Genomic DNA, 20,462 nt, shown 5'->3' on the forward strand with positions numbered 1-20,462 from the left:
GACGATGTCCTCAGCTGCTCGCACAGTACCGCACGGCCGCGGAAGAACCCGGGAGAGCGTCTCCGCGTTTCCCTATCTCCTCCTGACGCCCGCGGTCCTGGTCACTCTTCTGATCGTCTTCCTGCCGATGGCGGAAGCGATTTTCCTGAGCCTGCACGACTATGTCGTCTGGCGGCCAGCGGACCGTACGTTCATATGGTTCGGCAACTTCATCGCGGCGTTTAAGGACGAGGTTTTCTGGATCTCCTTCTGGAACACGCTGCTGTGGATCGGGATCACCATTCCCGCGCAAGCGCTCCTCGGGCTCGTCACCGCCATCCTGCTCAACCGCGATTTCTTCTGGCGGCCTGTGGCGCGGGCGCTGATCATCATTCCCTGGGCCTTGCCGAGCGTCGTCATCGCGCTGATGTGGCGCTGGATCTATGACGCCAATTACGGCGTGCTCAACGACATCCTGTTCCGGCTCGGGATCATGCAGTCTTCCTTTCCGTGGCTGGCCGATCCCGACACGGCGCTCTACGCCGTCATCCTCACGCTGACCTGGCAGGGCTTTCCCTTCTTCGCCGTGATGATCCTGGCGGGCCTGCAGTCAATCCCCAGGAGCTACTACGAAGCGGCGGCGATCGACGGCGCCAGCAACTGGCAGCAGTTCTGCAACATCACGCTGCCCGGCATCGCCGGCGTGCTCGGCACCGCGATCCTCTTGCGCACGATCTGGGTCGCCAACTCCATCGATGTCATCTACGTCATGACCGGCGGAGGGCCGGGCTACGCCACCCACACATTGCCGCTCTACGCCTTCATCGAAGCCCGCTCCAGCCTGAACTTCGGCTATGGCTCCGCGCTCGCGGTCATTTTCACCATCATGCTGACCGGGCTCGTCCTCGTCTATCTCTCGCGCGTCAACAGGACCCTGGACTGATGGTACGCCGCCAATCCCCCCTCCGTTCGCTCTTCGGCACGCACCTTCCGGTGCTGGCGATCGTCGCCTTTGCGCTCGGTCCGTATATCTGGATGGCGCTGACCTCCTTCACCCCGCAGGAGCACCTGTTGCAGGCGGGCGTCGCGCTCGATCCGCAGAAGTGGACCGCGGCGAACTACGAGAGGCTCGTTGGCCGCACGGACTTTCCGTTCAACATGGTGCACAGCTTCATCGTGGCCATCGGAACCGTCGTCCTGGGGCTGAGCCTCAGCGTCACCGCGGCCTACGCGTTCTCGCGCTTCCGCTTTCCCGGACGGCGCGTTCTGATGATCAAGTTCCTCGTCATCAACATGTTTCCCGTCGTCCTGCTCATCCTGCCGCTCTTCGTCATCATGCGCAGGCTCGGCCTGATCGACACGCACGCCGCGCTGATCATCGCCAACGCCACGGTGGCGATCCCCTTCTCGGTGTGGATGATGACCAGCTACATCAATTCCATTCCAAGAAGCCTCGACGAAGCGGCCATGATCGACGGCTGTTCGCGGCTGGGGGCGCTCAGGAAGGTGATCCTGCCACTCATCCTGCCGGGCATCATCGCCACCGGCATCTATATCTTCATCACGTCCTGGAACGAGTACCTTTATGCACTGACGCTGGGCGGCCGCAACGTGCGCACCATCACCGTCGCCATCCAGACGCTCATCGGGGAATACCAGATCGAATGGGGCCTGCTGACGGCGGGCGGCGTGCTGGGCGCCATGCCCGCCACGCTGCTCTTCCTGCTCATCCAGAAACGGCTGATCTCGGGCCTTACACAGGGTGCCGTCAAAGGCTGACCGAACCGTGGAGAATACATTGATGACCAATCCCGTCGGGCTGATTTCCATGCAGATCGCCCGCCCTTTCACCGAAGATCATTTCCCCTGGCTGAGGCGCCTGAAGGCGCTGGGTTTCGACTTTATTGAACTGCTGGTGCCAGAGGCCGGGGACGTCGACCTGAAAAAGTTGCATGAGGCGCTCACGGATGCCGAGCTCGATGTCGTGTTGGCCGCCCGCGTCAACATGGAGCGCAACCTGACCAGCAGCGATGCGACCTGCCGGCAATCGGGCCGGGACTACCTGAAATACGCGATTGAGTGTGCCCACACGCTCGGCGCCCGCATCGTCGGCGGTCCCCTCTATGGCAACCCGCTGGTCTTTGCGGGGCGGGCGCCGCAACCCATCGACGAGGCACTTCGTGCCGCGCGTGAGAACTGGTGCGTGGAAGGCCTCAAGGCCGTCGCCCCGTTCGCCGCGCAGGCGGGCGTCACCCTCGCCGTGGAGCCTCTCAACCGTTTCGAAACCGACATCCTTTGCACCACCCGGCAGGGAACCGCGCTGATCGACCTCGTCGGCGAGCCGTCGGTGGGGCTCATGCTCGATACCTTCCATATGCACATGGAGGACGCGAGCATTCCCGAAGCGATCGTCGAAGCGGGTCCCCGCATAGCGCATTTCCAGGCGAACGAGAACCATCGCGGTTTCCTCGGCACGGGCGCGACCGACTGGGTCGCCGTGGCCCGGGCGCTCCACGCCGTCGGCTATGCGGGTCCGATTGCGCTCGAACCGTTCCGGCGGGACGACGATCGCATCGCGGTACCGATCGCACAGTGGCGGCCTCCGCATGAGGACGAGACGGAAAAGCTCGCCGCCAGCCTCGCACTCCTGAAGAACGCAATGACAATGGGACGCTATCGTCGATGACCCTAAATATCGGCTGGATTGGTTGCGGGCGACACGCCGCGCAGATGCTTTTGCCACAGCTCGTCCGTGAAGACGTCCGCATCGCCGCCATCTGCGACATCGATGCCGGTCGCGCCGCGGACGTGGCCCGCCAATACGGGGTGGGCGCGGTCTTTTCCGACGCGCGGGACCTGCTCGCCCATCCCGGGCTCGACGCCGTCGGTCTCGCCATCGGCCCCGCGGCGCATCTCGAGATCGGCAAGGCCGCGCTCGAACGCGGATTGCCTGTCTTCATGGAAAAGCCGCCCGGCGCCTCCCATGAGGACGCGCTGCGCCTCAGGGACGCTTCGGAAAAGGCCGGCAAGCCTCTCGTGGTCGGCTTCATGAAGCGCTTCTCGGCGGGTAACAGGATCGCCAAGGCGGTGATCGACCGGGATTTCGGCTCCGCACTCGGCTTCTACGGCTCCTACATGACGGCCCCCACCTATTTCGAGGGCAACGCCGACTATACCGGTTTCCTGCTGCACCATTGCGTGCACTACATGGACCTTCCGGCCCATCTGGTCGGCCCCATCGCGGCGATGGAGCCGCGGGTCATGGAGAAGGCGCCCGGCAAGATCCTGCTGCACGTCGCTATTCAGTTCGAGAACGGGGCGATCGGGACGCTGGTGATGGGGACGATCCAGTCGCGCGGCACGCCCATGGAGTTCGTGCAGGTGATGGGCGATCATCGCCGCGTCGAAATCGACAACGTCATCGGGGTCACCTATCACCGCGACCCGCCCTTCAAGTCCGACAACCCCGAAGCGAGTCTGATCGATGGGGAAGACAGCTTGTCCTGGCGGCCGAACTTCACCGCCGCGGCCAACGAGGATTTCAAGGGTTATCATGCGCTGTTGAAGGAAACGGTCGCCGCCTTCCGGGGCGAGCGCAATTCGGCGCCCCTGATCGACGATGGCGCAACGGCGATGCGCTGGCTCGAGACCATCCGCGCCAGCCTCCCGGCGTGACCGGCGGCGAGCCCCTTCAGGCCGACTTTCGATCCTGCACGCCCGAGGGCCGGCGGAGGCCTCCAGCCGTTTCGATGAAGGCGCAGATCTCCTCGACCCCTTTGCGGCGCGAGAGGTCGGTCATGACATAGGGCCGTCCCTCGCGCACTTTCTCGGTGTCCGCCCGCATCACATCGAGATCGGCCCCGACATGCGGGGCGAGGTCGGTCTTGTTGATGATGAGCAGGTCCGAACGCGTGATGGCAGGTCCGCCCTTGCGCGGGATCTTCTCTCCCTGGGCCACGGAAATGACGTAGATCGTCAAATCCGCGAGATCAGGCGAGAAGGTGGCGGCCAGATTGTCGCCGCCGCTTTCGATCAGCACCACGTCGAGATCGGGGAAGCGGCGATTCAAGTCGGCAATGGCTGCGAGGTTGAGGGACGCATCCTCGCGGATCGCCGTATGCGGGCAGCCGCCCGTCTCCACGCCGACGATCCGGTCTTCCGAGATCGCCTGCAGGCGCGCCAGGATCAGCGCGTCCTCCCTGGTATAGATGTCGTTGGTGACCACCGCCATGGAATAGCGGTCGCGCATGGTCTTGAGCAGGACTTCGCACAGCGTGGTCTTTCCGGAACCGACAGGTCCGCCGATGCCAATGCGCAGGGGGCCGTTGAGCGATGTCATGAGCGGAAAATCCTCGTGCCAAGCGTTTCGTGTTTCATGGCGGCGATATCGGCCGCATAGGCGGCGGCGCCGAGATCGTCGGTCGTGGCGTTACGCAATCCGTCCGCCAGTTCCGCAACGAGCGGCTCCAGCGCCGCCTGGATTTGAAGCCCCTCCGTCTGGCCGATCGGCACGAGCCGGACGGCGACGGAGACCTGCGCCTGGATATGGGCGGTCAGGTAGGCGGCGAGCGTGTCGTTGAGGTCGATGCCGGCCGCTCCGGCCACCGCACCGAAAGCGACCGGATACGGAGATGGCTCCGGCAGCCGGTCGTGCACCGGGTCGGGCCAGGCGCGTGCGGCCTCGGCAAAGGCGCCTCCCGTCACCAGCACTTCCGTATGGCGCTCGAGCGCCGGCGTCAGCGCCAGGCAAAACTCGGCAAGTTCGGCGAGCCGGTGAGGCGCCTCGTGTCCGCGCCACGCCTCCGCGACCAGGATTGCGTCGTTGCGCGCGGTACCGCTCCTCAGATTTCCTGCGATCCAGTCCTGTGTTTCCGCACGGCCGGCCATCCGCGCATGGGCGATTGCCGTTTCCAAACCGGCGGAATAGGCGAACGCGCCGATCGGAAAGGCCGGCGAGCACCACGTCAGCAGACGGACGAGCCCATTGTTCACCCCTGCCCGGCTCCTTCGAGATCCGTGTAGTCGCCGATGGCGAGATAGTGCAGTTCGCGAACGACCCTTATGCTCGGCTTGAGCGCGAAGAAGGCCGATCCGATGATGAAGCACCAGATGGCCGGCGTCTCCACCGCCGGGTAGAGGAATAGAACGGATCCGACAAAAAACAGCATTGCCGCGGCAAACTCGGCGACGGTGTAGCCTATCTCATAATAGGCGTAGAGCTTCCGATGCCTGCATGAACGGTTAGGGTTCGACGGGTTGAAGATCTTCATGGCGCTACCCCAAGCTGTTTCTGCCGATCGATGCATAGCAGAATTCACGCGCCATGTTCGTGGTCTCCTCCGCCCCCGTGATGATGGCCATGGTAGGCACCCCTCTCCGGAGAAAAGGGCGCCATGATCTCTCCCACCGTCGCGCCCAGGCCGATCAGCATTTCGTGAATGACGTGATCGCGGCGGATGAAAATCCGATCCTCCGCAATTTCCGCCGGCAGGTGGCGGTTGCCGAGCTGCCACGCCAGAGTGACCAGATGCCGGGCATCACGCCCACGCACCTCGTAGAGCGGCTCCGGCGCGGCATGCACTTCGATGACGCGCCCATCGTCGAGCACGAGCCCCTCGCCATGCTGCAGGAGCCGCGCCTCGGGTAGGTCGAGGAGGAACTCGATGCCGCCGTCGGAGCGCATCGCCATGCGGCGGCGGTGGCGTGCCGTTTCGTCCAGGGTGATCTTGTCGGCGGGGTCGGCGACGGTTTGCGTGACACATGTGGCGGTCGGGAGCATGGAATCCTGTTATTGTCTGGAGAGTGCCATCGACGCGCCGGAAGCGATGAGCACGCCACCGACGAGCCGGTTCAACTGCACGAATATGCGGTTGGACTTCAGCATCTTGCCGATCAGCGTTCCGGCAGTCACGTAAAGCATCACCGCCGCCACCTCCAGGAGGAGGAAGACCCCGCCCATGGCCGCAAGCTGCGTCCATGCGGGCGCGGAGGCATCGATGAACTGCGGGAAAAAGGCGGTGAAGATGGCGATCGCCTTCGGATTGCTGATGGCGATCAGAAAGTCGCGCCGCATGAGCGGGCGTACCGCCGTTTCCTGGCTCTGGGCGGCGGCAAGGGCACGTGCCTTGCGCAAGAACTGAATGCCCACATAGACGAGATAGACGGCGCCCGCCAGCTTGACGATGGTGAAGGCGGTCGCCGAGGCGGCGAGCACGGCGCCCAGCCCCACGATCGTGATCAGGATCAGAAGCGCGAAGGCCGGCATGCGCCCCAGCCCACCCAGCATGGCGCGGCCGAAGCCGAGCCGAGCGCCATTGGCGAAGGCCAGCATATTGTTGGGGCCCGGGGCGCTGTTGAGCGCAAAGCAGGCGGGGATGAAGATGGACCAGGCGATCATGGTGCCCTCGTTCGCGTTACGGACAAGGCGGCAATCCTAGAACAGGAAGTAACGCTGCGCCATGGGCAGCTCCGTCGCCGGCTCGCAGGTAAGGAGCTCGCCGTCGGCCCGCACCTCGTAGGTTTCCGGATCCACCTCGATCTCGGGTGTCAAGTCGTTGAACAGCATTGCCTTCTTGCCGATCTGCTCGCGTGTGTTCTCCACCGCAAGCATGCCTTTTTCCACGCTGAGCCTTTCCTTCAGCCCGTCGTCAAGTGCTGCCTTCGAGACGAAGGTGACCGAGGAAGCGGTGATTGCCTTGCCGTAGCCGCCGAACATGTAGCGGTAATGGTAGGGCTGGGCGGGGATGGAGCCGTTGGGGTCGCCCATCGGAGCGGCCGTGATCGACCCGCCGATCAGGATCATGTTGGGCTTCACGCCGAAAAAGGCGGTGTCCCACAGCACAAGGTCGGCGCGCTTGCCCACCTCGATGGAGCCAATGTGCTTCGAGATGCCGTGGGCGATGGCCGGATTGATCGTGTATTTGGCGATGTAGCGCTTGACTCGGAAATTGTCGTTGTCGCCGGTCTCCTCCGGCAGCCGCCCGCGCTGGCGCTTCATCTTGTCGGCCGTCTGCCAGGTGCGGATGATCACCTCGCCGACACGGCCCATCGCCTGGCTGTCCGAGGCGATGATGGAGAAGGCGCCCATATCGTGCAGGATATCCTCGGCGGCGATCGTCTCCTTGCGGATGCGGCTTTCGGCAAAGGCCACGTCTTCGGGGATCGCGGCGTCCAGGTGATGGCAGACCATCAGCATATCGAGATGCTCGGCGATGGTGTTCACCGTGTAGGGGCGCGTCGGATTGGTGGAGGACGGGAGTACGTTCGACAGTCCGCACACCTTGATAATGTCCGGCGCGTGGCCGCCGCCGGCGCCTTCGGTATGGTAGGTGTGAATGGTGCGGTCCTTGAAGGCGCGAATGGTGTCTTCCACGAACCCGCTCTCATTGAGCGTGTCGGTGTGGATCATCACCTGCACGTCGTAATCGTCGGCGACCGAAAGGCAGTTGTCGATTGCCGCAGGCGTGGTGCCCCAGTCCTCGTGCAGCTTCAGCGCGCAGGCCCCGCCCTTCACCATCTCGACGAGCGGTGCGGGGAGCGAGGCGTTGCCCTTGCCTGCAAGCCCGATATTCATCGGAAAGGCATCGAAGGACTGGATCATGCGGCCGATATGCCAGGCGCCCGGCGTGCAGGTGGTGGCGAGCGTGCCGTGCGCCGGCCCCGTGCCGCCGCCCAGCATGGTGGTCAGCCCGCTCATCAGCGCTTCCTCGATCTGCTGCGGGCAGATGAAATGGATATGCGCGTCGAAGCCGCCGGCCGTCAGGATCTTGCCCTCGCCGGCGATCACCTCCGTGCCGGGGCCGATGACGATATCGACACCGGCCTGCGTGTCAGGATTGCCGGCCTTTCCGATGCCTGCGATCCGGCCGTCCTTCAGGCCCACATCGGCCTTGTAGATGCCGGTGACGTCCACGACCAGCGCGTTCGTGATGACGGTATCCATGGCGCCATCGGCGCGGGTGACCTGGCTCTGGCCCATGCCTTCGCGGATCACCTTGCCGCCGCCGAACTTCACCTCCTCGCCGTAGGACGTGAAATCCTTCTCCACCTCGATGAAGAGCTCGGTATCGGCAAGCCGCACCTTATCGCCCGTGGTCGGGCCGTACATGTCGGCGTAGGCAGCACGGGAAATTCTTGCGGGCATCTAGAGCGCTCCCATTATTTTCTGCTGGAACCCGTAGACCGTCCGGGCGCCGGAGAGTGGCACCAGCCGCACTTCGCGCGTCTGCCCGGGCTCGAAACGGACGGCGGTACCGGCCGCGATGTCGAGACGCATGCCGCGGGCCTTCTCCCGGTCGAAGGAAAGCGCCTCGTTCGTCTCGAAGAAGTGATAGTGCGAGCCCACCTGCACCGGCCTGTCGCCGGTGTTGGCAACCTCGAGCACGACCTGACCGGCGCCCGCGTTCAGCGTTACCTCGCCGGGCTTGGTGATAACTTCACCGGGGATCATGGCATGTCCTCCTCTTGTGCCGGCCGGCTCATCCGGCAAAGGCCAGCCACAGGCCGGCGAGCGCCGTTGCAAGGCCGGCGAAGCGGGTGAGGCCCGCACGCTCCTGCCGCCAGCGGCCAACGCCGAGCCCGAGCGCGATGCCCGCGGCATGCAGGAGCGCCGTGGCAACCGCAAACCCGGCGGCGAACGGCAACGCCCCGGCCACGCCGAGCTCCGCGCCATGCGCATGGCCGTGGAAGAAGGCGAAGAAGGCAACGACACCCGCGACACCGGCGACCGGCAGCGGAAGAGCAAACGTCACCATCAAGCCGATGAAGACGATCGAAGCGAGGATGACCGGCTCCACCATAGGCAGCGGTGCGCCGAGGAGCGCGGCCGCGAAGCCGAACACCATCGTGCCGACAAAGGCGGCCGGCACGGCCACGAGGGCCCGCCCGCCAAGCGTCGCCGCCCACAGGCCGACCGCCACCATCACCAGGATATGGTCGAGACCGAAGAGCGGATGCGAAAAGCCGGCCATGAAGGAGCCGTGCTCGGCCGGGTTCAGATGCGCCAAAGCCGGTGCGGTGGCGGCGAAGAGTGCCGTGGCGGCGAATGCGAGACGTTTGAACATGCGAAGTTCCCCGGGACGTGGTTAGCGGATCGGCTCATGAACGGTGACGAGCTTGGTGCCGTCGGGAAATGTGGCTTCCACCTGGATGTCGTGGATCATCTCGGCCACACCCTCCATCACCTGCGCGCGGGTGATCACATGGGCGCCGGCTTCCATCAGCTCGGCGACAGGGCGGCCGTCGCGGGCACCCTCAACCACGAAATCCGTGATCAGCGCGACCGCCTCGGGATGGTTGAGCTTGACGCCGCGCTCAAGCCTTCGGCGCGCCACCTGCGCAGCCATGGCAACCAGCAGCTTGTCTTTTTCTCTGGGTGTCAGGTTCATCGGTTCTTGCTTCCTTCAGATGGTCCACAGGCGTGGCAGGGCGCCAGCGCCGGAAAGGAGGGCAATGGCCGGCGCGATGACGCGCCGCAACTCAAGCCCTGAGGGCGCCAGCACGCGCAGAACGAGCCGTTCGCCCACGGCGCTCGCGGCAGCCGAAATGTGTGGGTCGAGCAGTGCGCGCAACGCGTCCAGCTTTTCCTCGGCGGCGGGCGTGACGGCGAGCACCGTTGCGAAAGCGTTGTTCCCGTCCAGGAGCGAGGGCGCTTCACGTTCGAAGCCATCGCCGGTCAGCCGGCTTGCCTCGGCATGAACAAGCCTGCCGTTGCGGCGGATTTCCCAGCGGTCGTTGAGCCGCGCTGCGCGCGCGGCTTCCCCCATCGCCTCGCGGCCGAGCAGCACCGCCTCGACCGCAGTCAGCGTCGCTCCCTCCGCCAGATCCACCTTGAGGGTCCGGTGAAGCCGGCTCGCCTCGAACAGAATGGTCTCCTGCGGCAGCCAGTCGACATGCGCGCCGGGGCCGATCTTCAGTATCGTCGAGACCCGCGCATCGTCACCGGTGGAACGGTAGATGCGCTCGCAGGCCTGCGTGGTCAGCACCAGCTTCGATCCCGGCGCCGCATCGGCTTCCCATTCGAGCCGGTCTCCGCCGGTCAGTCCTCCGGCGGTGTTGATCAGCACCGCCTCCAGGCCTTCGCCATGGGTGCGTGGCAGGCGGATCTTGGCGCAGCCCTCCTGGTAGAAGGTGTCGATGCACGTCCGTTCCGCACGCAGCTTCGTGCTCAGGCGGCCCGTGCCGCGCGCGCGCTGCATGTGGGCGGGAGGATAGAGGCGGGAGGCACTCAGGGCCGGAAAACCAGGTAACATGCGAGATTAAACCATCAGGTGCCGCCTGACCTCCGGCCGATCGAGGTCGGAAGCCGGGCCGGAATGCATGATCTCTCCCCGATCCATAACATGAATCCGGTCGGCCAGCGCACGGCAGAAGTCGAGATATTGCTCCACCAGGAGGATCGTCATGTCCATCTCGTCGCGCAGGAACGCGAGCGCCCGGCCGATATCCTTGATGATAGAGGGCTGGATACCCTCGGTCGGCTCGTCCAGGATCAGCACTTTCGGCCGGGTCACAAGGGCCCTACCGATGGCCAGTTGCTGCTGCTGGCCACCGGACAGGTCCCCGCCCCGCCTGGAAAGCATGTCCTTCAACACCGGAAAGAGCTCGAACACCGTTTCGGGGATGGACCGCTCGCGCGCCTTGAGCGGCGCGAACCCCGTCTGCAGGTTCTCGCGCACCGTCAACAGCGGGAAGATCTCGCGGCCCTGCGGCACGTAGCCGAGCCCGAGGCGCGCGCGGCGATAGGGCGGCACCTTGCCGAGGCTTTCACCGCCCAGGACGATCTCGCCCGCGTGCACGGGGTGCGTGCCGGCGATGGCGCGCAGGAGGGAGGATTTGCCGACCCCGTTGCGCCCCAGCACGGCGGTGATGGCGGCGGGCCGCGCCTCCAGGCTGACGGCTTTCAGCGCCCTTGCCGCACCGTAGTAGAGATCGATCCCCTCGACGGTCAGTGCGCTCGCCATCCTCACCTCCCCAGATAGCTTTCGATGACGCGCGGATCGGCGCTCACATGATCGAGGCTGCCTTGCGCCAGAACGGAGCCCTCGGCCAGAACGGTCACGCGGGCGGCGAGATCGCGGATGAAGCTCATGTCGTGCTCCACCACCACCACCGAGCGCGATCTGGCGATCTCCTTCAGGAGCTTCGCCGTCTCCACCGTCTCGGCGTCCGTCATGCCCGCCACCGGCTCGTCGACCAGCAGCAGCTTCGGGTCCTGCGCGAGCAGCATGCCGATCTCCAGCCACTGCTTCTGTCCATGGCTCAGATTGGCCGCCAACTCGTCCCGGCGCGCGCCAAGGCGGATGGTATCGAGGATCTCTTCCAGACGCTCCACATCGTCACGCGAGGGATGGTAGAACCAGGCGGAAAAGACGCCGCGCGGGTTCTTCAGCGCCAGTTCCAGATTGTCCCACACCGTGTGGCTTTCAAAGACGGTGGGCTTCTGGAACTTGCGTCCGATGCCGAGCTCGGCGATCGCGGCCTCGTCGAGCTTCGTCAGGTCGATGTCGCCGGCGAAGAAGACCTCGCCCCGGTCCGGCCGCGTCTTGCCGGTGACGATGTCCATCATTGTCGTCTTGCCGGCACCATTCGGTCCGATGATCGCCTGCAATTCGCCCTTGCGGACGATCAGCGAGAGATTGTTGATGGCCTTGAACCCATCGAAGGAAACGGAGACGCCGTCGAGATAGAGAAGGATGTCGCTGCGTGCATCCATGGATCACTCCGCCGGCGAGGGTTCGAGGCGGGATGTCGTCGTGCTCTCGTCGACACCCTCTTCCGCGTGTGCGGAGGCGCGCCGCGCCTTCAGCGCCGCCCAGCCCCCGGCAATGGTGCCGACAATGCCCCTGGGCAGGAAGAGCGTGACGGCCACGAACAGGCCGCCCAGCGCGAAAAGCCAGAATTCCGGCCACACACCGGTGAACCAGGATTTTCCGGCGTTCACCAGGACGGCGCCGATCATCGGCCCCACCAGCGTGCCGCGCCCGCCGACGGCGGCCCACACGACGATCTCGATGGAATTGGCCGGCGCGAACTCGCCGGGATTGATGATGCCCACCTGCGGCACGTAGAGCGCGCCGGCGATGCCGGCGATGACGGCGGACGCGGTGAAGGCGAAGAGCTTGTAGCCTTCCACCCTGTAGCCGAGAAAGCGCGTGCGGCTCTCGGCGTCGCGCACGGCGACGAGCACCTTGCCGAGCTTGGAGCGCACGATGGCCGCGCAGACGATGAAGGAAACCGTGAGCGCGACCGCGGACGCGGCAAAGAGCGCGGCGCGCGTGGTGCCCGCTTGGAGAGGGGCGCCGAGGATATCCTTGAAGTCGGTCAACCCGTTGTTGCCGCCGAAGCCCATATCGTTGCGGAAGAAGGCGAGCATCAGGGCATAGGTCATGGCCTGGGTGATGATGGAGAGATATACGCCCGTCACACGTGAGCGGAAGGCGAGCCAGCCGAAGACGAAGGCGAGCAGCCCCGGCACGAGCACGACCATGAGCGCTGCGAACCAGAACATGTCGAAGCCGTGCCAAAACCAGGGCAGTTCATCGTAATTCAGGAACACCATGAAATCCGGCAGGACCGGGTTCGCGTAGACCCCGCGGTCGCCGATCTGGCGCATGAGATACATACCCATGGCGTAGCCGCCGAGCGCGAAGAAGGCGCCGTGGCCGAGCGAGAGGATGCCGCAGAAGCCCCACACGAGGTCGAGCGCCAGCGCCAGCATCGCATAGGTGAGGTACTTGCCGAGAAGCGGCACGAAGTGGTCCGGCACGCGCAGCGGATGGCCGGTGGGCAGATAAAGGTTCGAGGCGGGCACGAAGACGGCGATGGCGAGCAGGATCGCAACCACCAGGAAAGCCCTGCCGTCCATTGCGCGCATGAGCGTCTTGGTGATCATGTGTCCACCGCCCGGCCCTTGAGCGCGAACAGCCCGCGCGGGCGCCTCTGGATGAAGAGGATGATGAAGACGAGGATGAGCACCTTGGCGAGCACCGCGCCGGCATAGGGCTCCAGGAACTTGTTGACGACGCCCAGCGTCATCGCACCGACCAGCGTGCCCCACAGATTGCCCACCCCGCCGAAGACGACCACCATGAAGGAATCGATGATGTAGCTCTGGCCGAGGTTGGGCGAGACGTTGTCGATCTGGCTGAGCGCCACGCCGGCGATGCCCGCGATGCCGGAGCCCAGCCCGAAGGTCATCGCATCCACCCAGGGCGTGCGGATGCCCATGGAGGAGGCCATGCGGCGGTTCTGCGTGACGGCGCGCATCTGCAGGCCGAGCGGCGTACGGTTGAGAACGATGAGAAGCACGGCGAACACGGCAAAGGCGAAGACGACGATCCACATGCGGTTCCAGGTGATCGCCAGTCCGCCCAGATCGAAGGCGCCGGACATCCAGGAGGGGTTGCCCACCTCACGGTTGTTGGGACCGAAGATGGTGCGCACCGCCTGCTGCAGGATGAGGCTCAGGCCCCAGGTGGCGAGCAGCGTCTCGAGCGGCCGCCCGTAGAGCCAGCGTATGACGCCGCGCTCGATGGCGATGCCGACGGCTGCCGCGACCAGGAAAGCGAGCGGCAGGGCGATCGCCAGCGAATAGTCGAACAGGCCGGGAAAGGACGTGCGGATGACCTCCTGCACGGCGAAGGTGGTGTAGGCGCCCAGCATGACGATCTCGCCATGCGCCATGTTGATGACGCCCATCACACCGAAGGTGATGGCAAGACCAATCGCCGCCAGAAGGAGCACGGAGCCAAGCGACAGGCCGTACCACACGTTCTGCAGGTTCTCCCACATGGCGAGCCGGTGGTTGATGCCGGCGATGGCATCTTCGATGGCCGGTGCCAGGTCCGGCGCGGCGGAGGAATGCGCCCTCCTCAGCACTGCCAGCGCTTCGCGATCGCCGCGCGCCGCAAGCGTGCCGACAGCTTCCTGCTTCGTCTCGAAACCTGCGTCGGTCTCGAGGATGGCCGCGGCGCGGGCGGTTTCCATCACCCGCCTCACATCCGCGTTGGTTTCCGCCGCGAGCGCGATATCCAGAAGTTCCAGCGAATCCGGGTCGGCGCGGCTCAACAGGCTGCGCGCCGCCCTGAGACGGACTGCCGGTTTCGGACTCATCAGGGTCAATTGTCCGATCGCGCTGCCGATCGCCCGGCGCAGACGGTTGTTGACGCGAACCTTGTCGAGTTCGGAGGAGGCCGCCGTGCCGATGTCCTCGCCGGTCAGCGGGTCGGCCAGCGCGTAGCCATCGCCAGCCTTGCGGGCGACAACGACGCGCCCGTCACTTTTCCGGACATGGACGTTGCCTTCACCAAGCGCTTCGAGAAGCCCGGCGACGCGGTCGTCACCCGTGGCGGCGAGATCGAAGATCACCTTCTCGCGGTCCGAATAGCCGCCTTCCGGCAGCGCCTGCACGAGCGCCTCGATATCCTGAGCGAACGCAACGGGAGCGGCGGTGATGACGAGCACCAGAGCGAGGAGTAGCTTCGGGACAAGGCGGGTCGGGTGCATGGCTCTGTACTTGCAATGAGCGTTGTGGCGGACGGGTGGGGATGGTCGCGATCGCGCCCCGATTTTTTCAAACCGGGACGCCGAGCCGGGTCGCCGCGGAACATTGCCGCCCGGCGCGTCAGCCCCACCCCGTCGCGGGGACGCCTCAGCTCGCGCCGCCGCAAGTTTCAGTTTCGGTATTGTAGTTCCCGCAGTTGATCGGATCGGTCCAATCGGCCTTGATCGCCTTCGATTCGGGCAGGTAGTCGGACCAGGCATCACCCGGCACCGTCTCCTCCGTTTCCCAGACCACCTCGAACTGGCCGTCGTCCTGGATTTCGCCGATCAGCACGGGCTTGGTGACGTGGTGGTTGGGCAGCATCCTGGCGGTGTCGCCGATCAGGTTCGGCGTCTCCAGCCCGACAATGGCGTCGATCACGGCATCCGTGTCGGTGGTGCCTGCCTCCTCGACCGCCTGGACCCACAGGTTGAAGCCGATCACATGGGCTTCCATCGGGTCGTTCGTCACCCGGTTCTCGTCGCCCACGAACTCCCGCCACTTGGCGATGAACGCCTCGTTCTCGGGCGTGTCGACGGACTGGAAATAGTTCCAGGCGGCCAGATGGCCGACCAGCGGCGCGGTGTCGATGCCGGCAAGCTCTTCCTCGCCGACCGAGAAGGCGACCACGGGGATGTCGAGCGCGGAGACGCCCTGGTTGGCGAGCTCCTTGTAGAAGGGCACGTTGGCATCGCCGTTGATGGTGGAGACCACCGCCGTCCTCTTGCCGGCAGAGCCGAACGCCTTGATGTCGGAGACGATGGTCTGCCAGTCGGAATGACTGAAAGGCGTGTAGTTGATCATGATGTCCTCTTCCGCGACGCCATGATCCTTCAAGTACTGTTCGAGGATCTTGTTGGTGGTGCGCGGATAGACATAGTCGGTGCCGGCCAGCACCCAGCGCTCCACGCCTTCCTCGTTCATGAGATAGTCGACGGCGGGAATGGCCTGCTGGTTGGGGGCGGCCCCGGTATAGAAGACGTTGCGCTGGCTCTCCTCGCCCTCGTACTGAACGGGGTAGAAGAGGATCGAGTTCAACTCCTCGAACACCGGCAGGACCGATTTGCGGCTGACGGACGTCCAGCAGCCGAAGACTGCCGCCACCTCGTCGACCGATATCAGCTCGCGCGCCTTCTCCGCGAAGAGCGGCCAGTCCGAGGCCGGGTCGACGACCACCGCCTCGAGCTTCTTGCCCAAAAGCCCGCCCTTCTTGTTCTGCTCCTCGATCAGAAAGAGCATGGTGTCCTTCAGCGTCGTCTCGGAGATCGCCATGGTGCCCGAGAGCGAATGCAGGACGCCGACCTTGATCGTGTCTTCCTGCGCGAATGCGCCGCCTGCGGCGAGCGTCAGACCGCTGGCAAGCGCCGTGGCCAGCACCGCGCGGCGGGTGAATGTCGTGCTCATCGTTGTGTTCCCTGCAGATTGTTCGAACCGAGAGTCTTGTGAGGCTCTGCCGAAGGGAACTTTGCAGCCGGGTGCACCGGATGCACATACGTCGAACAACGTAGGTGGACAGGGCGGCAGGGCGAATTCCCGCAAAGGCTTCACCGGCGCTCCGGCTTCGGGAGTGACGGAAAGGTGTTCGCCTACTTTTTAATCATATTGCGAAACTGCCGAAAAAGTAGTCATGTAGGGACCGAACACCAGGGGGACTTCGAAACAGACAGTGGCGCGGCAGCGGATCCTTCCAATCAGGCGCGAGTACAATCGCTGGGTGGCCAACGAGACGCTGGAGGACTACGCCCTGCGTTTCACTGCCAAGAGCGCCCGGCGCTTTTCCAGCCAACGCATTTCGCAGACGGCCATCGGCGCCATATCCTTCCTCGCGCTGGAGGCGATCGGCGGGGCGATCACGCTGTCCTACGGAACCGCCAACGCTATCGCCGCGATCATCGTCGCAAGCATCGCGATTCTCGCCGTCGGGGTGCCGATCGCACGCTACGCCACCCGCCATGGGCTCGACATCGATCTTCTGACGCGCGGCGCGGGTTTCGGCTACATCGGCTCGACCATCACCTCGCTCGTCTATGCGGGCTTTACCTTCATTCTCTTCGCCATCGAGGCGTCGATCATGACGAGCGCGCTCAAGCTCGCCTTCGGCGTCCCGCTATGGATCGGCTACATCGTCAGCGCGGTGGTGGTGATCCCGCTGGTCACCCACGGCGTGAGGCTCATCAGCCGTTTCCAGCTTCTCACCCAGCCGATCTGGATCGTGCTCAACATACTGCCTTTCCTCTTCATCGCCGTGATGGACTGGGAAACGTTCGGGTTGTGGCTCGCCTTTCCCGGCGTCGACGCGGCCCGCGCCGACGGCGCGTCCGTGCTGGAGCTGGCCAAGTTCGGTGCGGCATCCGCCGTCATCCTGGCGCTGATGACGCAGGTGGGCGAACAGGTGGATTTCCTGCGCTTCCTGCCGGCGGAAGGCGGGAAACGCAAGCGCTACCGGCTGGGCGTGTTCCTCGCCGGTCCCGGCTGGGTCGTCGTCGGCGCGCCAAAGCTGTTCGCCGGCTCCTTTCTCGCCGTCCTGGTGCTGTCGGCGGGCGTGCCGGCCGAGCACGCCGCCGAACCGGCCCAGATGTACGCAGCCGCCTTCGGCTACATGATCCCCAACGAGACCCTGGCGCTGATCCTGATGGCGGTCTTCGTCGTCGTCAGCCAGCTCAAGATCAACGTCATGAACGCCTATGCCGGCTCGCTCGCCTGGTCGAACTTCTTCTCGCGCCTCACCCACAGCCATCCCGGCCGCGTCGTATGGCTCGTCTTCAATGTGGCGATCGCGCTTCTCCTCATGGAACTCGGCATCTATCGGCTCCTGGAGCAGACGCTCACCATCTTCTCCATCGTCGCCATGGCGTGGCTTTGCACCGTCTCGGCCGATCTTTTCGTCAACAAGCCGCTGGGGCTGGCGCCGCCGGGCATCGAGTTCAAGCGTGCCCACCTTTACGACATCAACCCGGTGGGACTCGGATCCATGGCGCTGTCGGGCACGATTGCGCTTATCGCCCATTTCGGCGCCTTCGGCCCGATGGCGGCAGCGCTTGCGCCCTATATCGCGCTTCTCACGGCGTTTATCGCCGCGCCGGCAATCGCCTATGCCACGATGGGGCGGTACTATCTGGCCCGCAAGCCGAGGAAGGCGTGGCAGGGTGCCGATAGCCTCACATGCTCCATCTGCGAGCACCCCTTCGAACCCGAGGACATGGCGTGGTGCCCGGCCTATGCCGCGCCGATCTGCTCGCTGTGCTGTTCGCTTGATGCGCGTTGTCACGATCTGTGCAAGCCGAAGGCGAACGTGCGCGCGCAGGCGATGCACGTGGCCGAGCGCCTGCTGCCGGCCTGGGCCGTGCACAGACTGCAGACGCGGCTTGGCCGGTTTGCGCTGGCCATGGTCTGTGCCGTTGCGCTGATCGGCGCCATTCTGGCGCTGGTTTATTCCTTCGCCACGCGCGCCGCCCCTGAGACGGCGGACGTGGTCGGCGGCACGATCGCCGTCGTCTTCTTCGCCTTCTGCGTGGTGGCCGGCGTCGTGACCTGGTTCATCGTCCTTGCGCACGACACGCGCGGGATCGCGGAGGAGGAAAGTGCGCGGCAGAACACGCTGCTGCTCAAGGAAATCGCCGCGCATCGCAAGACCGACGCAGCGCTGCAAAGGGCAAAGGAGAAGGCGGAAGCCGCCAACCGCGCCAAAAGCCGGTATGTCGTGGGCCTCTCGCACGAGTTGCGCACGCCCCTCAACGCGGTGCTGGGCTATGCCCAGATCCTGGAGCGCGAGCGGGGACTGCCGGCGCCCTGGCTCTCCTCGGTCGGCGTCATCCGGCGCAGTGCGGAGCACCTGTCCGGCCTCATCGACGGGCTGCTCGATATCTCCAAGATCGAGGCGGGCCGACTGCAGGTCTATTCCAACGACATCAACCTTTCCGATTTCCTCGACCAGATCGTCGGCATGTTCCGCCTGCAGGCGGAGGCGAAGGGGCTCGCCTTCCGCCACAGCCGCGATGCCAACCTGCCGCAACACGTGCGCGCGGACGAGAAGCGCCTCAGGCAGATTCTCGTCAACCTGCTTTCCAACGCCATCAAATTCACCGACCACGGAGAGGTCGCCTTCACGGTATCCTACCGCTCCGAGGTGGCGACTTTCCGCGTCGCCGACAGCGGGCCGGGCATCGGTGAGGAGGATCTGGCGCGGATCTTCGAGCCCTTTGCGCGCGGACAAGCCGAACGCAACCGGCTTTCGCCGGGGTTGGGGCTGGGGCTGACCATCACCAAGCTTCTGGCAGAGACCCTGGGGGGCGAGATCACCGTGGAAACGAAGCCCGGCGCGGGCTCCGTCTTCCAAGTACGCCTCATGCTCGCCAAGGTAGACCGACCGGCGATGCCTGCCACGCAGAACCGGGCGATCAGGGGTTACAAGGGGCAGCGCCGGACCATGATGGTCGTGGACGACAATGCCGACCACCGCGAGATGATGCGGCAGATGCTGCAGCCGCTCGACTTCACCGTGCTGACGGCGGTCGACGGGCCGGAGTGCCTGACGCTGATCGAGGGCGGACGGCCGGATCTCTTCTTCATCGATATCCTCATGCCTGGTATGAGCGGCTGGGAGCTGGTCGCGCGCCTGCGCGAAAACGGCCAGTCCGCTCCCATCGTCATGCTGTCGGCCAATATCGGCGACGAGATCGCCCGGACCAACCGCGACGCAGGCCACAGCGACGCCCTGACCAAGCCGTTCGACCTGCGTCAGCTGATGGAGAAGATCGCCACGCATCTCGAACTCGAATGGATCGAGGAAGGCGCGGCAAGAAATGAAAAGGCAGGGCGGCGGGAGGACGGCCCCCCGCTCCGCTCGCCCGGCGCACGGCATCTGCGCGAGCTTGCCGACCTCGGCCGGATCGGTCACGTGCGCGGCATCGACAACAAGCTTGCGGAACTCGCCCGCACGCCGGAGAACGCACGTCTGGTCGAAATGCTGCGCATGCGCATGGAGGCGTATGATTTCGACGGCTACCAAGAACTGCTGGAGAGCGTGAGCGAAGATGAGTGACATCACGCCCGAAGGGGACATCATCCTGGTCGTTGACGATTCGCCCGAGGCGCTCGGCTTCCTCACGCGTGCGCTCGAGGAAACGGGCATCACGGTGCTGGTCGCCACCAGCGGCGAGGCGGCGCTCGACATCCTCGGCAGGCTCACGCCGGACATTGTCCTGATGGATGCCGTCATGCCCGGGCTCGACGGCTTCGAGACCTGCCGTCACATCAAGGCACAGGCTGCAATCGCGCATGTGCCGGTCATCTTCATGACCGCCCTGACGGAGACGGAGCACGTGGTGCATGCGCTGGAGGCCGGCGGCGTCGACTATCTCACCAAGCCGATCAACCTGGAGGAGCTGCGCGCGCGCATGCGGGTGCACCTGGCCAACGCGCGCAGCACGCACCGCGCCCGGGTGGCGCTCGACGCGGCGGGAAGGCATCTGATGGCCTTTTCTTCCGGTGGCGCGGTGCATTGGACGACGCCGCAGGTGAGAAGGCTCCTCGATACGCCAAGCGGCGAACATGCCGCCGAAGCGCTCGGCACCCGCGTCAGCGCGTGGCTCGCCGAAACCGGGGCCGCTGCCGGCGGGACGATCACGGTGAAGCGCGCCAATTCCACCGATCTGCAACTGATTTATCTGGGGCCGATTGGCCCAGACGAGCACCTCTTCCGGCTGATTTCCGAAAGCAACGACGACCAGCAAGGCACGCTTCGGCAGCATTTCGGGCTGACGGCGCGGGAAAGCGAGGTGCTGTTCTGGATCGCGCGGGGCAAATCCAACCGCGATATCGGCGATGTCCTGGGTCTCAGCCCGCGCACGGTGAACAAGCACCTGGAGCAGATCTATATCAAGCTCGGCGTGGAAAACCGGGCTTCCGCCGCGGTCAAGGCAATGCACCTTCTCACGTAGAT

21 protein-coding genes are annotated in these 20,462 nt (G+C 65.1%); 6 read left to right on the top strand and 15 right to left on the bottom strand.

All coding sequences use genetic code 11. The features are described from left to right. Window positions 1–4: 4 nt before the first annotated feature. The 4 genes from SIN08_RS20990 to SIN08_RS21005 are packed head-to-tail and all read left to right on the top strand — an operon-like array spanning window position 5 to window position 3,654. Window positions 5–922: a sugar ABC transporter permease gene (locus SIN08_RS20990; protein WP_322453562.1), complete on the top strand. Its 918-nt coding sequence runs from the start codon at window positions 5–7 to the stop codon at window positions 920–922. After that, window positions 919–1,758, top strand: coding sequence for a carbohydrate ABC transporter permease (locus SIN08_RS20995; protein ID WP_322453718.1), 840 nt, complete (start codon window positions 919–921; stop codon window positions 1,756–1,758). Before SIN08_RS20990 ends, SIN08_RS20995 begins: the two co-directional genes overlap by 4 nt. A gap of 22 nt (window positions 1,759–1,780) precedes the next feature. Further along, the gene (locus tag SIN08_RS21000) at window positions 1,781–2,665 is read left to right on the top strand and encodes a sugar phosphate isomerase/epimerase family protein (RefSeq protein ID WP_322453564.1); all 885 of its coding nucleotides are present in this window, start codon (window positions 1,781–1,783) and stop codon (window positions 2,663–2,665) included. Next, window positions 2,662–3,654: a Gfo/Idh/MocA family oxidoreductase gene (locus SIN08_RS21005; protein WP_322453565.1), complete on the top strand. Its 993-nt coding sequence runs from the start codon at window positions 2,662–2,664 to the stop codon at window positions 3,652–3,654. Before SIN08_RS21000 ends, SIN08_RS21005 begins: the two co-directional genes overlap by 4 nt. A gap of 16 nt (window positions 3,655–3,670) precedes the next feature. On the opposite strand, the gene ureG is transcribed toward SIN08_RS21005, so the two are convergent. The 15 genes from ureG to urtA form a co-directional block, all read right to left on the bottom strand. After that, the gene (ureG, locus tag SIN08_RS21010; RefSeq protein ID WP_322453566.1) at window positions 3,671–4,318 is read right to left on the bottom strand and encodes an urease accessory protein UreG; all 648 of its coding nucleotides are present in this window, start codon (window positions 4,316–4,318) and stop codon (window positions 3,671–3,673) included. After that, a complete protein-coding gene (locus tag SIN08_RS21015) occupies window positions 4,315–4,971 on the bottom strand; it encodes an urease accessory protein UreF (protein ID WP_322453567.1) in 657 nt (218 codons plus the stop codon). Before SIN08_RS21015 ends, ureG begins: the two co-directional genes overlap by 4 nt. Beyond that, window positions 4,968–5,249 (bottom strand): YrhK family protein, encoded by a 282-nt coding sequence (locus SIN08_RS21020; RefSeq protein WP_322453568.1) that lies wholly within the window; start codon window positions 5,247–5,249, stop codon window positions 4,968–4,970. Before SIN08_RS21020 ends, SIN08_RS21015 begins: the two co-directional genes overlap by 4 nt. Before the next feature lie 44 nt (window positions 5,250–5,293). Then, complete coding sequence (locus SIN08_RS21025) at window positions 5,294–5,758, bottom strand: urease accessory protein UreE (RefSeq protein ID WP_322453569.1); 465 nt, start codon at window positions 5,756–5,758, stop codon at window positions 5,294–5,296. Window positions 5,759–5,767: 9 nt separating this feature from the next. Beyond that, on the bottom strand, window positions 5,768–6,376 hold the full coding sequence (locus tag SIN08_RS21030; protein ID WP_322453570.1) for a LysE family translocator: 609 nt from the start codon (window positions 6,374–6,376) through the stop codon (window positions 5,768–5,770). A 36-nt stretch (window positions 6,377–6,412) separates the two neighbouring features. Next, window positions 6,413–8,122, bottom strand: a complete 1,710-nt coding sequence (gene ureC, locus SIN08_RS21035) for an urease subunit alpha (protein ID WP_322453571.1) — start codon at window positions 8,120–8,122, stop codon at window positions 6,413–6,415. Next, window positions 8,123–8,428 carry an urease subunit beta gene (locus SIN08_RS21040; RefSeq protein ID WP_322453572.1) on the bottom strand — a complete coding sequence of 102 codons (306 nt, stop codon included), beginning with the start codon at window positions 8,426–8,428 and terminating at the stop codon, window positions 8,123–8,125. Between the two features lie 28 nt (window positions 8,429–8,456). Beyond that, the gene (locus tag SIN08_RS21045) at window positions 8,457–9,041 is read right to left on the bottom strand and encodes a HupE/UreJ family protein (protein WP_322453573.1); all 585 of its coding nucleotides are present in this window, start codon (window positions 9,039–9,041) and stop codon (window positions 8,457–8,459) included. A 21-nt stretch (window positions 9,042–9,062) separates the two neighbouring features. After that, complete coding sequence (locus SIN08_RS21050; RefSeq protein WP_322453574.1) at window positions 9,063–9,365, bottom strand: urease subunit gamma; 303 nt, start codon at window positions 9,363–9,365, stop codon at window positions 9,063–9,065. A gap of 15 nt (window positions 9,366–9,380) precedes the next feature. After that, a complete protein-coding gene (locus tag SIN08_RS21055; protein WP_322453575.1) occupies window positions 9,381–10,229 on the bottom strand; it encodes an urease accessory protein UreD in 849 nt (282 codons plus the stop codon). 6 nt (window positions 10,230–10,235) lie between these two features. Further along, window positions 10,236–10,940, bottom strand: a complete 705-nt coding sequence (gene urtE, locus SIN08_RS21060; RefSeq protein ID WP_322453576.1) for an urea ABC transporter ATP-binding subunit UrtE — start codon at window positions 10,938–10,940, stop codon at window positions 10,236–10,238. A gap of 2 nt (window positions 10,941–10,942) precedes the next feature. Beyond that, on the bottom strand, window positions 10,943–11,692 hold the full coding sequence (urtD, locus tag SIN08_RS21065; RefSeq protein WP_322453577.1) for an urea ABC transporter ATP-binding protein UrtD: 750 nt from the start codon (window positions 11,690–11,692) through the stop codon (window positions 10,943–10,945). 3 nt (window positions 11,693–11,695) lie between these two features. Beyond that, complete coding sequence (urtC, locus tag SIN08_RS21070; RefSeq protein WP_322453578.1) at window positions 11,696–12,871, bottom strand: urea ABC transporter permease subunit UrtC; 1,176 nt, start codon at window positions 12,869–12,871, stop codon at window positions 11,696–11,698. Further along, the gene (urtB, locus tag SIN08_RS21075) at window positions 12,868–14,484 is read right to left on the bottom strand and encodes an urea ABC transporter permease subunit UrtB (protein WP_322453579.1); all 1,617 of its coding nucleotides are present in this window, start codon (window positions 14,482–14,484) and stop codon (window positions 12,868–12,870) included. The genes urtC and urtB overlap by 4 nt, the downstream gene beginning before the upstream one ends. Window positions 14,485–14,629: 145 nt before the next feature. Continuing rightward, window positions 14,630–15,925 (bottom strand): urea ABC transporter substrate-binding protein, encoded by a 1,296-nt coding sequence (urtA, locus tag SIN08_RS21080; RefSeq protein WP_322453580.1) that lies wholly within the window; start codon window positions 15,923–15,925, stop codon window positions 14,630–14,632. Between the two features lie 262 nt (window positions 15,926–16,187). On the opposite strand from urtA, the gene SIN08_RS21085 reads away from it, so the two are divergent. Both SIN08_RS21085 and SIN08_RS21090 read left to right on the top strand, forming a co-directional pair. Continuing rightward, complete coding sequence (locus tag SIN08_RS21085) at window positions 16,188–19,562, top strand: ATP-binding protein (RefSeq protein WP_322453581.1); 3,375 nt, start codon at window positions 16,188–16,190, stop codon at window positions 19,560–19,562. After that, a complete protein-coding gene (locus tag SIN08_RS21090; protein WP_322453582.1) occupies window positions 19,555–20,460 on the top strand; it encodes a response regulator transcription factor in 906 nt (301 codons plus the stop codon). The genes SIN08_RS21085 and SIN08_RS21090 overlap by 8 nt, the downstream gene beginning before the upstream one ends. Window positions 20,461–20,462 lie beyond the last annotated feature (2 nt).

The sequence above is a fragment of the Chelativorans sp. M5D2P16 genome (assembly GCF_034427935.1).
GTDB lineage: Bacteria > Pseudomonadota > Alphaproteobacteria > Rhizobiales > Rhizobiaceae > Chelativorans.